11 protein-coding genes are annotated in these 14,816 nt (G+C 61.5%); 2 read left to right on the top strand and 9 right to left on the bottom strand.

Annotation, left to right across the window (positions count from 1 at the left end; all coding sequences use genetic code 11):
- Nucleotides 1–210 precede the first annotated feature (210 nt).
- The 9 genes from ACYQ6M_RS03650 to ACYQ6M_RS03610 form a co-directional block, all read right to left on the bottom strand.
- Nucleotides 211–1,527, bottom strand: a complete 1,317-nt coding sequence (locus ACYQ6M_RS03650) for an SGNH/GDSL hydrolase family protein (protein WP_460072184.1) — start codon at nucleotides 1,525–1,527, stop codon at nucleotides 211–213.
- Nucleotides 1,528–1,539: 12 nt separating this feature from the next.
- The gene (locus tag ACYQ6M_RS03645; RefSeq protein WP_460072182.1) at nucleotides 1,540–3,375 is read right to left on the bottom strand and encodes a carbamoyltransferase family protein; all 1,836 of its coding nucleotides are present in this window, start codon (nucleotides 3,373–3,375) and stop codon (nucleotides 1,540–1,542) included.
- 4 nt (nucleotides 3,376–3,379) lie between these two features.
- On the bottom strand, nucleotides 3,380–3,529 hold the full coding sequence (locus ACYQ6M_RS03640) for a DUF5989 family protein (protein WP_022998046.1): 150 nt from the start codon (nucleotides 3,527–3,529) through the stop codon (nucleotides 3,380–3,382).
- A gap of 47 nt (nucleotides 3,530–3,576) precedes the next feature.
- The gene (locus tag ACYQ6M_RS03635; RefSeq protein WP_031268239.1) at nucleotides 3,577–3,981 is read right to left on the bottom strand and encodes an SxtJ family membrane protein; all 405 of its coding nucleotides are present in this window, start codon (nucleotides 3,979–3,981) and stop codon (nucleotides 3,577–3,579) included.
- Nucleotides 3,982–4,152: 171 nt separating this feature from the next.
- Nucleotides 4,153–4,383 carry a hypothetical protein gene (locus ACYQ6M_RS03630; protein ID WP_460072180.1) on the bottom strand — a complete coding sequence of 77 codons (231 nt, stop codon included), beginning with the start codon at nucleotides 4,381–4,383 and terminating at the stop codon, nucleotides 4,153–4,155.
- Nucleotides 4,384–4,496: 113 nt separating this feature from the next.
- The gene (locus ACYQ6M_RS03625; RefSeq protein ID WP_460072178.1) at nucleotides 4,497–5,501 is read right to left on the bottom strand and encodes an aldo/keto reductase; all 1,005 of its coding nucleotides are present in this window, start codon (nucleotides 5,499–5,501) and stop codon (nucleotides 4,497–4,499) included.
- A gap of 134 nt (nucleotides 5,502–5,635) precedes the next feature.
- Nucleotides 5,636–8,815, bottom strand: coding sequence for an efflux RND transporter permease subunit (locus ACYQ6M_RS03620; RefSeq protein ID WP_460072176.1), 3,180 nt, complete (start codon nucleotides 8,813–8,815; stop codon nucleotides 5,636–5,638).
- A 56-nt stretch (nucleotides 8,816–8,871) separates the two neighbouring features.
- Nucleotides 8,872–10,383, bottom strand: a complete 1,512-nt coding sequence (locus ACYQ6M_RS03615; protein ID WP_460072174.1) for an efflux RND transporter periplasmic adaptor subunit — start codon at nucleotides 10,381–10,383, stop codon at nucleotides 8,872–8,874.
- Nucleotides 10,384–10,652: 269 nt separating this feature from the next.
- Complete coding sequence (locus ACYQ6M_RS03610; protein ID WP_055655843.1) at nucleotides 10,653–11,324, bottom strand: outer membrane protein; 672 nt, start codon at nucleotides 11,322–11,324, stop codon at nucleotides 10,653–10,655.
- A 370-nt stretch (nucleotides 11,325–11,694) separates the two neighbouring features.
- Between ACYQ6M_RS03610 and ACYQ6M_RS03605 the strand changes: the two genes are divergently transcribed.
- The gene (locus ACYQ6M_RS03605) at nucleotides 11,695–12,708 is read left to right on the top strand and encodes a calcium/sodium antiporter (RefSeq protein ID WP_022998053.1); all 1,014 of its coding nucleotides are present in this window, start codon (nucleotides 11,695–11,697) and stop codon (nucleotides 12,706–12,708) included.
- Between the two features lie 90 nt (nucleotides 12,709–12,798).
- Nucleotides 12,799–14,778, top strand: a complete 1,980-nt coding sequence (uvrC, locus tag ACYQ6M_RS03600; protein ID WP_460073186.1) for an excinuclease ABC subunit UvrC — start codon at nucleotides 12,799–12,801, stop codon at nucleotides 14,776–14,778.
- Nucleotides 14,779–14,816 lie beyond the last annotated feature (38 nt).

The raw sequence follows: 14,816 nt of genomic DNA, 5'->3' as shown, positions 1-14,816 counted from the left end.
TGTCGCACCCGCGCCGTCCCAATTCAGATCCTGTGCCCGTGCCGGCGTCGTCAGCCCGGGAAACATGACGAGGCTGCCTGTCAACACCGTTGCCAGAAACAGGGCATTCCGACGCTGGAGGGATGGTGCACGGCCATGTGCAAAATTCGGCAACCAGGGCGCGGAAAACGACGGCATTGCGGCACCAAGCATCCACTCGGCAAAGCTGGGTCAGGGAAGGGTCATCAGCGGGTCGGCCATGATCGTGCCGGCGGCAAGCGCCGCGCCTTCGGCATTCAGATGCGCATCCGGCGCATAAAGGCCCAGCGGCGAGGGATAGTCGCGAAAGGTCGGGGTCAGGTCGATCAGACCCAGCCCTGCGCTCTCGGCTGCGCGCGCCACGTTCTCGCGTAGCGGAGCGCTGAGAAAGCCATGCGGAAACACCCCACCGAACTGGTCGAGAGCGGGGATATAGACCACCACCACCTGCCCCTGCCAGCCATCTGCGATCTGCTTCATGCGATGCAGGATCTGCTCGAAAACCGGGTTGTCGCTGGCCGCCTTGGGGTAGTGCAGACCCAGGATGCTGGCGGTTTCCTGAAGGGCGAGGAAATTGCGTAAATAGGCCCGGCGGCTCAGATATTCCTCCAGAGTGGCAGCAGTGCCCTGCCACCAGCCGGCAATGATCCGGGCCGCGTCCGCGCGCCGCGCCGCGTCCAACTCGATCGGGCCGAAATCAGCCTCCGGCGCCAGGGCCTCGTGCAGCCACGGCTGTTCTGTTTCAACGGACAGGTTTTCCCAGTCGTTCCCCTCGAAAAAGGCCAGAACGGTGATGCGGGGGCGAAAATGCGGGCCATAGCGGCCAAGGACCGCCAGTTCATACAAGGGGCCTGCGCCCCGGCTGGCAGTGTTCAGGATCGAAGCCCCGCCCGCACGCATCTGGTCGACAAAATGCTGGCCATCGTCGAGGCAAATCCCCTCGGCAAAGGAATCGCCGAGGATCATCAGATCGACCGGTGCGGCGGTTTCCGGTTGCGGATTGCGAAAACCGTAACTGTCGATCCGTGTCGTGACCGGCACGCCCATACGGCTGCACAGCAGCATCTCGGCTCCGGGCGTCCCGGCCAGCACCGCCTCGGCCAGAGTTTCAGTCCCCAACTTGGCATTCAGGGCCTTGATCGTATAGGCCGGAGGCATGGCGCCGCCATAGCGTTCCAGATCGGTTCCGCCATCGACGATCCCGGCCAGCCCCATCCGCTGCGGCAGGTTATGCCAGCGCATGTACCCCTCGAACATGAACATCCCGGCCAGGATCGAGCAGGCTGTAATCCCCATCGTCAGCGCGTTGTCGGGCGACAGCAGCCAGGCGCAGCCAACCAGCAGCGCGGCAATCGCCAGCGGCCCCAGCACATAACGCAGCAGCCTGGGCAGGTCTGAGGCGAAATCGTCAAAATGCACCAGCGCAAAGATCGCGGTCAGCAGGAAGTAACCCGCCGGGATCAGGCACAAGATGGTAGCGATCCGGCGATGGCGGCCGAAGATGTGCAAGGGCTCCTCCGGTCAGTCCAGTTCGTACATGTTTTCGTAATTCTCATGCAGCGAGGCGTCCTGCGCCTCTTTCTCCAGCAGGCAATTGCCGGCGACCAGCATCTCGATCCCGGTGCCCATGAAGCAGCGGAAGGCGTCGGTCGGAGTGCAGACGATCGGTTCTCCGCGCACGTTGAACGAGGTATTGACCAGCAGCGGGCAGCCGGTCAGGTCGTGAAAGGCGGAGATCAGCGCGTGATATTTCGGGTTGGTGTCGCGATGCACGGTCTGCACGCGGGCCGAATAATCGACATGGGTCACGGCGGGGATGTCCGAGCGGCGGATGTTCAGCTTGTCGATGCCGAAAAGAGCCTGCTCCTCGGACGTCATCTGGCGCCGGATACGTTCGGCAACATCGGCGACCAACAGCATGTAAGGGCTGTCCCCGTCCAGATCGAACCACTCGCTGACATGCTCGCGCAGGACAGAGGGCGCGAAGGGCCGGAAGCTCTCGCGGTATTTCACCTTGAGGTTCAGCAACTTCTGCATGGAGCCCGAGCGCGGGTCGCCAAGGATGGACCGGTTACCAAGGGCGCGCGGCCCGAATTCCATCCGTCCCTGAAACCAGCCCACGGCCTTGCCATCCGCCAGCGCCTGTGCGCTGCGGGCCAGGATCTCACCCTCGTCCAGCCGGGTAAAGCTGGCCCCCGCCGCTGTCAGATCCGCCGCGATCCGGTCGTCGTCGAAGGCTGGACCCAGATAGGCACCCCGCATGGCATCGCCGGGCTGCGCCTGTCGGGTCTGGCCCAGTTCCATATGCCACGCGGCCTGCGCCGCCCCGAGCGCGCCCCCGGCATCGCCCGCCGCCGGCTGCACCCAGATGTCGCGAAAGGCACCGTCGCGCAAGATCTTGCCATTGGCCACGCAGTTCAGCGCCACCCCGCCGGCAAGGCACAGCGAGGGAATCCCGTATTCCTGCGCCAGCGCGCGGGTCATGCGCAGCAGGATCTCCTCGGTCACGGCCTGGACCGAGGCGGCGATATCCATGTGGAACTGTGTCAGCGGTTCCGTCTCGGGCTGGCGCACGGGGTTGCCGAACAGGTCCTCCATGGCCTTGCTGGTCATGGTCAGACCCGCCGCATAGTTGAAATAACGCTGATCCAGCCGGAACGAGCCGTCCGGCTTTACATCAACGATCCGATCCAGCATCAGGTCGCGAAATCGCGGCTGCCCATAGGGGGCCAGCCCCATCACCTTGTATTCGCCGGAATTCACCTTGAAGCCGGTGTAATAGGTGAAGGCGGAATAGAGCAGGCCCAGCGAATGCGGGAAATGCAGTTCGCGCTGAATTTCCAGATCCTTGCCGCGTCCGATCGCGACCGTGGTCGTCGCCCATTCCCCCACCCCGTCGATGGTCAGCACCACCGCTTCTTCGAAGGGTGACGAGTAGAAGGCACTGGCGGCATGGCTGATGTGATGTTCGGCGAACAGCAGCTTGTCCACGGAGAAGCCCGGGTCGAAAAGGCTCAGTTCTCGCTTCAGCAGGTCCTTCAGGAACAGTTTCTCGCGCAGCCAGACCGGCATCGCCATCCGAAACGAATTGAAACCGCGCGGGGCATAGGCCAGATAGGACTCAAGCAAGCGCTCGAACTTCAGGAAAGGCTTGTCGTAGAACGCGACGTGATCGACGCTGGCAAGGTCCAGCCCGCCCTCGTCCAGCACATAGGCGATGGCATGGGCGGGAAAGCCCGCATCGTGCTTGCGCCGGGTAAAGCGCTCCTCCTGCGCGGCGGCCACGATCCGGCCATCGACCAGCAGTGCAGCGGCGCTGTCGTGATACAGCGCCGAGATCCCCAGGATCGCGGTCACTGGTCTAGAACAGCGCATAGATGAAGGGGGCGACCGCCGAGCCCTGGCTGAGCACGATCAGCGCTCCGAAAATCGCCAGTACAATGAAAACTGGCAAAAGCCAGAATTTCCGCCTATCACGCAGAAAACCCCACAATTCGGCGATCATCGACATAGAGGCAATTCCTTGCTTTGTCTGGGAACCGTGCCGGTATTTTTGTCCTAATATTGCAGTTTCATGGACTTCGGCTGGTCGGTTCTGGGAATCCAATAAGATTTTTCATTCGGATCCACTTTCCTTGAAAGCGGATCCTTCCCGCTGGCTCGCATCGCAAGACCGATGGGAATGAAGATTAAAAGAAAGACAACCGCCATCGCCACCGGCGCCATCACGGCACCAAGCAGCAGACCCAGTTTGAACCACAACCTGTTGGGTAGGCGCAGGCTCTGCGGCGCAAACATGGCAAGGGCAATAAAAACAGCCGCAAGGGATAGCAAAATCCATCGCGGCGCGGCGCCACCAGTGACCGGCCACAACCCGATCAGCAAAAAGACCACGGCGAAGACCAGCCCGAAATTCCGTTCGGAGCCCATCCTGACCGAGGTATTGAACTGATGATCACTCATTTGGAACCACACAGGTAAACAACCTGTACTATATATATCAAAATCGACGGGGTTAGTCCCCAGTTAATATTCGCTTAAAAATTAAGCACATGATGCGGTTTTGCACAAATCGAAAGAGGGATCCACTGCGTAAACCGGGATTGATAACCTGGGAGGCATGAGCCATAGGGCTCAAGCGAAGTACAAAGCCGCGAACCGGGCTGCTTGCAAGGAGGCCTTGAAGCAACCTAGGCCGGGGGCTTTGTGGGTTGTTCCCGAGACGCTGTGGATGTTGCCGCCGACCAGTTTCCTGTTCTGATTGTCGGGCATCAGATAGCCCTTGATTGCAAGGTGTATGGACCGATCCAGCTCATCGAGCACTTCGGCAGGTTTCATGCCCTTGGCTGCGGGATCAGGCCGCATGGCATCGCCTCGACATGCTCCCGCAAATCGGCATGTGAAATGGCCGCACCCTGCCCCTTCTGATCCAGTTAGGACGTTCACACCCGCCCCTTAGGCATGGGATGAAACGATGATCAGACCGGTTGCGGATTGCGTTCCGGGAATGCGCGTTGGTGCCAATACGGATAGGGAACGGGAGTGGTGCTGGCTTCGTCAAGCAGACGCATATGTTCGGCAGCCAGCTCCCAGCCGGTGGCCTCCATGTTGTTGCGCAACTGAGCTTCGCTGCTAACGCCGATGATGAGGCTTGCCACGGTCGGCCGCTGCAGAAGCCAGTTCAGTGCGACCTGGGCTTCGCTTTTGCCTGTGTCACGAGCCACCTCCCCCAACGCTGCAAGTACGCGCTCAAGAAGGGTTTCGTCGTAAAGAGGCGGTGCATAGTCCGGGGTTGCGTCCTTGTGCCGGCCTGCTGAAGCGTGCTTCCCCCCCCCCTTCAGGCGCCCCCACCCAAGCGGGCTCCACACCAGGGCTGAAACGCCCTGGTCCAGGCCCAGTGGCATCAATTCGAATTCGTAATCGCGGCCGATGAGCGAATAATACACCTGGTGCGCCACCAGCGACTGCCAACCGTTGTATCGTGCCGCAGCCTGAGACTTCATCAACTGCCAGCCGGCATAGTTCGAGACACCCAGGTGCCGAACCTTCCCCGCTTTCACCAGGTCATCCAGCACCTCCATGGTCTCTTCGACCGGTGTCATTGCGTCAAACGCATGGAGCTGGAACAGGTCAATATAGTCGGTGCGCAGACGGCTCAGCATTCCCTCGACAGCAGTCAGCAGGTGGCCGCGTGAACTGCCCACGTCATGTTCGCCCTGCCCGGTCCGCAAACCCGCCTTCGTGGAGATGATCACCTTGTCCCGGCGCCCGTTGATTGCCTGCCCGAGCACCATCTCTGCATTTCCGCCGGCATAGACGTCCGCGGTGTCGAACATGTTCAGCCCCTCGCCGAGACAGATGTCGACAAGACGCCGGGCTGCACCCGCATCATTGCCGGACCATGGCCCGGACGTGAAACTCGCCGTCCCCAAGCTGAGAACGGGCACAGACAGGGCACGATCGCCCAGCCAACGACGGTCCAATGCGTGTCTCCTTCCACGATTGATTGAACTGACCTTGATCAGATACTTTTCTGGTAAGACGTCGGGATTGGATCAGGTATTCCGATCCGGTTTCAGGCTTTGCTCCAGTCCATCACTGCACCCTCCCCCTGCCGTCACGCCTGTCCACCGGAAAGCGGTGCCCTGCCCCGAAGCTTGAGCAGGCGCCTGCCACTGGTGATCGCCTGACCGAAATCCTTCTGCACCGCCAGCAGAGCCGGCACCAGAAGGATGACAAGGAACAGCCCGACGCCCAGCCCGTAGGCCAGCGTGATGACTGTCGGCAGCAGGAACTGGGCCTGGCGACTGGTCTCGAACAGCAGCGGCGCCAGGCCGAACACCGTCGTTGCAGTCGTCAGCACGACCGCCCTCAACCGGTCGCAAACACCGTTGACCACTGCCTGCCGGAAGGGGTGGTCCTTGGCGTATTCGTCGATAGTGGTCACCAGCACGATGCTGTCGTTGATGATGATGCCCGCCATGCCGATGAAACCGACCACGGAGAACATCGACAGCGGAATGCCGTGCAGGTAGTGGCCCCAGATCATGCCGACACAGCCAAAGGGAATGATGATCATGATCATCAGCGGCCGGGTCCAAGATTCGAAGATCCAGCACAGCACCAGGTAGATGCCGGCCAGACACATGGCAAAGCCGATCAGTGCATCGGAGAGGAACGAACGTTCCTGCTCCGCTAGCCCGCTCATCTCGCTTTCGACGTCATAGTCGGCTGCAAGCTGTGGCAGAAGCTCGTTCTGCAGCATGTCGGTCACTCGGGCAGCGGCTGCCGGATTGTCCTCCGAAACATCACCGAAGACCCGCAGCGTGCGCAGCCCGTCGCTGCGGCGGACCGAGGCAAAGCCGTAGGTGCTATCGATGCTGACAATCTCGCTCAGGGAAACATAGGTGCCGGCATCGGTGCGCACCCGCGTTGAATAGAGAAACGCGGCATCCGTTTCCTCATCCGGCAACAGCACTTTCACCGTCGCCGTTCGCCTGCCGATCGGAAACTCGGCAACCTCGATGCCCTCCAGCCTGTTGCGCAGAATGCGGGCGATTTCCTCCGTGGTGAAGCCAAGGGCTTCGCCGCGCGGCGTCAGCGTCAGGTTCAGCTCCGGCTTGTCATAAGCCAGCGTATCCTCCAGCGCGCTGACGCCTTCCATAGGCGCCAGAGACTGCTTCAGGCTTTCGGCAGCGGCTTTCAGGTTTTCCGTGGAGTTGCCGTAGAGCTTGATGTCGATCGCGTCGCCCCCCGGGCCTGAGCGCTCGCCGCGCAGGGCCAGCGTTTCCAGAAGCGGCGGATTTATGATCTCCTCGCGCCAGTCGCCGATGAACTGAAAGGCCGAATAGGGCCGAAGGTCGGGGTCGAGCAGTTCTATGGAAATCCCGCCAAGCTGGTCGGCGTCCTTGGTATCTGCCCCCATGAGGCCGCGCCCCGCCGTCGCACCGACGGTGGAGAGCGCGAAGACCACCGGTTCGGCGCCATATTGCTCGCCGTACCGCTGGTTGACCACGTCAAGCGCGCGTTCCATCTCGGCAATCATCGCCTTGGTGTCATCGCGTTTTGCCCCGGGCATCATGGCGATGCTGGCGGAAACCACCGCCTGTTCCGGCGCGTTGAAGAACCGCCAGCGAACCGACTTGTCGAAAACCAAGGTGAGCGACAGCGCCAGGACCATCAGCGCAAAGCCGATAGCCGGATACCGCACGGCGAGAACCCAGCCGACGAACCGGCGAAACAGCTTTTCCCGGAACCAGACGAAGCCCCGGTTGAACAGGCGGTTGGGCAGGTCGAACCAGTGTTTCTTCTTGCTGGCCTTCAGCGCGTGGTTCATGTGGGCCGGCAGGATGAGGAAGGATTCCACCAGGCTGGCAATCAGCACCACCGACACCGTAAAGGGAATATCGGCGACAAGACTGCCGAAACGCCCACCGATGGCAACCAGTCCGACAAAGGCAATCAACGTGGTGATGGAGGCGCAGAAGACCGGTGCCGTCATGCGCCTTGCCGCAAGGCTGGCGGCTTCCGCTGGCGAATAGCCGCGCCTGTGCAGGAAATCGGCATGCTCGCCGACCACGATGGCGTCATCCACGACGATGCCGAGACAGATGATCAGCGCGAACACGGAGATCATGTTCAGCGTGATCCCGAAGACATACATCAGGCCGATCGTGGCGGCCATCGCCACCGGAATTCCGGCGGCCACCCAAAAGGCCGTTCTGGCTGAAAGAAACAGGAACAGGAACAACAGCACCAGAGCCAGCCCGAAGAAGCCGTTTTCAACCAGGATGTCCAACCGGTCGATGATCGCCTGCGAGCGGGTGTTGGTCAGCTGAACGACAACACCCTCTGGAAGTGTGTGCTGGAAGTCCGCCGTGATCCGCTCCACGGCCCGCTGGATCTCGATGGTGTCTCCCTGGGCGCTCCGGCTGACCCGCAGAACCACCGCCGGCATGCCCTTGTGATAATAGGCCCGGCCGCTTTCCACCCCTTCGGTGACAATGTCGGCAACGGATCGCAGCTCAAGCTTTTCTCCTTGCGAGGGCGCTTTCAGAACGATCTCTCCCAGCTCCTGCTCGCTGCGCCGGGTCTGGCCGGTACGCAGCCGGGCGGAACTGCCCGCGACATCGCCTGCGGGCGTCGTTTCCATCTCCGCCGAAACAACGTCAGCGATTTCGGCAAGCGTCAGACCATGCCGCACCAGCATGTTCTCGCCGACATTCACCCGGATGATCGGGTCTTCCAGTCCTCGAATGGTGACCCGCGTGACGCCCTGGCGGAAAAAGACGGTCTGGAGATCTTCGGCAAAGCGGGCAAGCTGGTCGATATCGACCGGCCCATACATGACGACATCTGTCACCCGGTCGGAATAGACGCTGCGGGTGACCACCGGTTCGTCGATGCCTTCGGGAAGACTGGAGCGGGCCTGATCGACAGCGGCCTTCACCTCGTCGGTTGCCTGGCCCATGTCCCAGCCGTCCTCGAACTCCAGTTCGATGCTGGCCCGACCCTCACGCGCAACGGATGTGGCTTCGTCGACACCGTTGATGGCAAGCAGTTGCGGCCCCAGGATTTCGACAACGGCCCGGTCGAGATCCTCGGGCCCGGCGCCCGACCAATTGACGACGACGTCCACTTCCTCGCGGACAAAATCGGGAAAGAACTGCGTCCGGATCTGCGTCGAGGCCGCGAACCCGCTGATCAGCATCATGGCCAATAGCAGGTTCGCCGCTGTGCGGTGCCGGACCATGTAGTCCAGCAGCGAGGCAAATTGCGATCCGCCAGGAGAACGCATGTCGGGACACTCCAATCAGAATATCAGGTCGGATGTGACAGGGTTTACAGCGGTGTTCAGCCGCTGTTGCCGCCGCCATGCTCCAGCCGTTCGATCAGCTCTTTCGGCACCATCGGCTTGTTCAGAAGGGCAAGCAGCCTGGCCTTGCGGTTTTCCGGCATGTCGGACCTGTTCAACTGATCGATCAGCGCCGCCCGTCGTTCAGGTTCCAGCGCCACCAGGTCGCCGGAGAGACGCACTTCGCCCGCCTCCAGCGCCTGCGCCGTCGCTGGCTCGTCAGGTTGCGAGTCATCCTGCCCCCCGGTGTTGCGCCGGGGAGTAACCTTCAGACCGGTGCCAAGCTGCGGCAAGCGCTCACGCACGTAATCAGCGCCAAAGGGGACATTGGCCACGATGACTTCATTGCCCATCCGGCGCAGGATCGTCGCCTTGATTTCCTCGATCCGATCCCCTTCGCCAACGATCAGCATGCGGCCGTCTTCCGTGAGCGCCGCCGAAGGCACCTTCGCGACACGGGTCAGCTCCGGTTCAAGCACATTCACCTTCACGAAGTCGCCCGGCCGCAGCACCGTACCCGGCTCCAGATCCAGCGTCGCAAACAGCGTCCGCCCCGCTTCGCCTTCAGAGACAACGGCCGCGGCCCTGTCGATGGTACCTGGAACCTCGATGGACCGGCCTCCCAGCTGCAGGACTGCAGTGATGGGTGCCTTCACCAGACTTCCGCTGGTATCCAGCAGCCGGGAAAATTCGTCGGTCGACAGCGAGAAACGAACTTCCAGCGCCGCCGGATCGATCAACAGGGCCAGCGTCTCCGAAGAGCTGACGCGGCGGCCCAGCGTGGCGTTGACCTCAGACAGGTAGCCGGTGAAGGGGGCCGTCAGAGTGACTTCCTCCAGGGTACGCCTGGCATCGTCCAGAGCGAGCCGGGCTCGCTTGACCGTCAGATCCATCCGCTCGATGCGCTTGCGTGCAGTGATGACCGATTGCAGGCGATTGCTGAGCGATTGTTCTAGGGAAGCGACGGCCAGTTCTTCGGTCTCGACCTGTACGGCCGTGGAATAACCCTTGTCCCTCAGCTGCTGCTGGCGCTCCAGCGCCTGCTTGCGCAAGTCCAGCTGGCGCCGGGCTGCTTCCAGTTCCTGCTCGGCACCGACAATGGCTTCCGCGGCTTCCGCCTTCTGGGCCTCGGCATCGGCAAGGGCCGCTTCCGCGTCCAGCGCCTGGAATTCCGCATTGGCCGGATCGATCCTCAGCAGGAGTTCGCCTTTCGCGACGGCGGCACCGTCGCGAAACTTGGAGGCAACCTCGACGAGCCTGCCTTCCGAGCTGGCCCTGAGCTCCAGCGTCCGCCAGCTTTCCACCTGACCGTAGGCTGTCGTGACAGGCGCGACCGTTTGCGATGTCAGCTCCGCGACATTGACCGAATAGCTGCGTTCGCGGGCAGGACGTCGCTGCGCGGTCTCTTCTGCCGTCATGGCAGTATACAGACGGTAGCCGCCAAAACCGGCAAACCCGATCATGATCGCCATCAATGCCAGACCGACAAGTCCGCGCATCAGAAACCGCATTCGCCTCTCCACCTGAAGGGCCGGACTAGCGGGGTGTAAGGAAGTCACCCGGGCACCGGCACTTAACGTCAGGTCCCTTAAGTAACACGGTACTGGGGCGAAATTCTGAAAAGCTTGTAACGACTTGTATCGTCTTGTATACGCCGGCCGCCTGTTCGCCCGTCAGCCGCTTCTCTTTGCCGCAGCCGGCCGAAGACACCCGGAAAGCAGACAAGAAAAAACCCGGCACCTTGCGGCACCGGGTTTTCCGTATCGGCCGGGAGGCTGGCTTAGAACTTGTAGCCAATACCCATGCGAACCTGCGAATTGTTGAAATCCGAGCTCACGCCGGTTCCGTTCAGGTTGAAATCCTGTTCGCCAAAATCCTGGTAGACGTATTCCAGCTTGGCGCTGATGTTGTTGGTGATGGCTGCTTCGCCACCTGCGCCAAGGGTCCAGCCCAGGGCGGTCTTGCTGTCCGTGTCGCCATTGCCGGAAACTTCCAGGTCGGCAATCGCCAGACCGCCGGCACCATAGACCATGTAACGGTCGAAGGCGTAACCGACACGGCCACGGAAGTTGGAGTTCCAGTCAGACTTGGACCGGAGGGTCAGGCCACCGTTGGACTTGGACTTTTCCAGGTCGGTCAGGCTGAAGTCCGCTTCCGCGCCGACCACGATGTTCGGCGTCACCTGGAAATTGTAACCGGTGTAAAGACCGCCGGCGATGCCGTTCGCATCCACTCCAAGCCCGGTGTTGTTGCCGGCCTTGTTGTCGAACTGGCCGAAAGCCCATCCGAGATTGCCACCGACATAAAGGCCGGTCCAATCGATGCTCTGTTGCGGAGCCGGAACCGCCTCATAGGCCGGTGCCGGCGACTGCGGCAAATCCGCAGCCAGGACAGGCGCCGATGCGACCGTCGCGGCTGTCAGGGCCATGCCAGCAAGTGCAAGACGTTTCATTTGAGTACTCCAGATCCACTTTATCCATTAGTGCGTTGGCCGGAAATTGCCGGCCAGTTGCGAGTTGGACGGGTATAAAGCCGCGTCCTCACTCTCCCCCAATGACAAGATATGGAGATCGTTTGTGGCGGATCAGGATTGAGAATGGGGAGTTTTGATGACAAATGGAGGCAACATTCTGACAGGATGAAAGACCCGTAAAGACAATTGCAATTTGCATTCAGGAACCCCATTTGGCCGGTAGAAAGATCCTTGTCCGCGGCTTTCCCCTCACCGATCTATTGCGTATAAGGCGCCAAGTTGAACTTTGGCGCTGCCACATTGAAGCCGCCTTCGAAGATTGAAACTGACCCGAACCGGAAATTCGTAAATGCTCTTTGACTACATCAGCCTCGCAGGCGGACTTGTTGTTCTGATTATCGCAGGCGATGTCTTGGTCAGGGGTTCGGTCGGTATTGCGCAGCGTCTGGGCATTCCCAATCTGGTCATCGGTCTGACCATCGTCGCCTTCGGCACCTCTGCTCCCGAACTGGTCATTTCCCTGAAAGCCGCGCTGGAAGGCGCCGGCGGCATCGCCATCGGCAATGTGGTCGGTTCCAACATCGCCAACGTGCTTCTGGTTCTGGGCATGCCCGCGCTGATTGCGGCAACCCCGTGTGGTGAAACCGGCGCAACGCGCAACGCGCTGTTCATGGTCGCAGTCACCATTGTTTTCATGGCGCTCTGTTTCTTCACGCCCATCGGCCTGACCGCCGGCCTCATTCTTCTGGCACTGCTCGGTGTCTTCCTTGCAGCCTCCACCATGATGGCGCAGAAGCACAGGAAAGAGCAGAAAGCCATCGCCGCGGCATCCGCGGGCGCCGCCGCTGCAGATATCCCGATGGAAGACGATGATGGCCTGGACGAGGTTGAGGATGTTCCCGATTCCGTCTGGATCGCGCTTGCCTATATTCTTCTCGGCCTGGTCGGCCTGCCGCTCGGTGCGCATTTCACCATCAGCGGAGCAACGTCGATCGCAACCTCCTGGGGCGTCAGCGAAGCCGTCATCGGCCTGACCGTCATCGCCCTCGGCACCTCCTTGCCGGAACTTGCCACAACGGTCATGGCCGCCATTCGCCAGCATGGTGCCGTCGCCATTGGCAACGTCATCGGCTCCAACGTCTTCAATCTGCTCGCCATCATCGGCATCACCGCCGTCATCGTGCCGATCGACGTGCCGCAGGAAGTCCTCAAGCTGGATATCTGGGTGATGCTGGCCTGTGCGATCCTGCTGACAATCCTGGCTGGAATGCGCATCTGTCTCGGCCGTATATCCGGCGCTGTCATGACGGCGGCCTATTGCGCCTATATCGCCACCGTCTATGTGCTGGGTCACACCTCCTGAAGGCTCTTTTTTGCCGCCAGTTGGCAGCAGAGCACCGCTTGGCCGCACCCGCCTCTTTCCCTATTGCCTTGTGCGGCTTAAATGTCTGGCATGCAGGACGATACTGATTCTGAAAAAAGCGCCGAATCCGCGCCGGAGACCGGCAATGCCCCCGCACGCAAGGGCGTCGAGGTCATTGCCGACGAGGTCAAGCGCCTGCCCAACGGGCCGGGCGTCTACCGGATGCTGGACGAAAACGGCGAGGTTCTCTACGTCGGCAAGGCCCGCAGCCTCAAGAAACGGGTCACCAGCTACACGCGCCTGCAGGGCCAGTCCAACCGGATCATGCGCATGATCCTGGCGACGGCGTCGATGGAATTCGTCGTCACCCAGACAGAGCCGGAAGCCCTGCTTCTGGAAGCCAACCTGATCAAGCGCCTGCGGCCACGGTTCAACGTGCTGCTGCGCGACGACAAGTCCTTTCCCTATATCCTGGTGACCGGCGATCATGAATCCCCCGCGATCGTCAAGCATCGCGGTGCCCGCAAGCGCAAGGGCGAGTACTTCGGCCCCTTTGCCTCGGCAGGCGCGGTCGACCGCACCATCAATGCGCTCCAGAAAGCCTTTCTGATCCGGACCTGTTCGGACAGCTATTACGAAAACCGCTCCCGGCCCTGCCTGCAGTATCAGATCAAGCGCTGTGCAGGCCCCTGCACCGGGGAAATCGATCCGGCGGATTACGCCGGCCTGGTGTCGGAGGCCAAGGCTTTCCTTTCCGGCCGCAGCCAGTTGATCAAAACTCAGCTTGCAAAGCAGATGGAAGCCGCGTCCGCCGATCTGGAGTTCGAGCGCGCCGCCATCTACCGCGACCGCCTGTCGGCATTGTCGCACATTCAGGCGCATCAGGGCATCAATCCGCAGTCGGTCGAGGAAGCCGACGTTTTCGCCATCCACCAGGAAGGCGGCCAGACCTGCGTGCAGGTGTTCTTTTTCCGCACCGGACAGAACTGGGGTAACCGGGCCTACTTCCCCAAGGCCGACAAGTCCTTCGAGGAAGCCGATATTCTGGAAAGCTTCCTGGCGCAGTTCTATGACGACAAACCCGCTCCACGTCAGATCCTGCTCTCCCACGAATTGAGCGAACAGGACCTTCTCGCGCAGGCGCTCTCCGAACGCACAGGCCGAAAGGTCGACGTCGCCTGCCCCAAACGCGGAGAAAAGAAGGAACTGGTCGACCACGCGCTGACCAACGCACGCGAAGCGCTCGGCCGCAGACTTGCGGAAACCTCCAGCCAGGCCCGTTTGCTGAAAGGCGTCGCGGAAGCTTTCGACCTGCCCCAACCGCCGCGCCGGATCGAGGTCTACGACAACTCCCACATCATGGGCACCAATGCGGTGGGCGGCATGATCGTTGCCGGCCTGGAAGGCTTCGCCAAGGGTCAGTACCGCAAGTTCAACATCAAGTCGGAAGATCTCGTCCCCGGCGACGACTACGGCATGATGCGCGAAGTGCTGACGCGGCGCTTCTCCCGTTTGTTGAAGGAACACGCCCGCGAAGACAGCAAACCGGAGGCGGTCGACCCAGCCTTCCAGGATACCGATGAGGGCGAACTGGAAACGGCGCCTGCCGATACCGGCGTACCGGCCTGGCCGGAACTGGTGCTCATCGACGGCGGCCAGGGCCAGCTGACCGCGGCCCGCGAGACTCTGGAAAGCCTCGGCATTACCGATGTCCCGCTCGTCGGCATCGCCAAGGGACCCGACCGGGATGCCGGACGGGAGAAATTCTTCATCCCCGGCCGGCAGTCCTTCATGCTGCCCGAGCGCGACCCCGTCCTCTATTTCGTCCAGCGCCTGCGCGACGAAGCGCACCGCTTTGCCATCGGCAGCCACCGGGCCCGCCGCAAGAAGGACATCACCAGGAACCCGCTGGATGAGATCGCGGGTGTTGGTCCGACGCGGAAGAAGGCCCTGCTGCGCCACTTCGGCACGGCCAAGGCCGTCTCCAAGGCAGGGGTCGACGACCTGGCCGCCGTGCCCGGCATTTCCGAGGCGATTGCCAAAATGGTCTATGACCATTTTCATGAATAGGACGTCCTGCCGGCGGTTTCTCCCGGCCAATGATTTTG

The organism is Roseibium sp. ROS1, assembly GCF_054658215.1.
The sequence above is the reverse complement of the archived record's forward strand: the minus strand, read 5'-3'. Positions and strand labels throughout refer to the sequence as shown.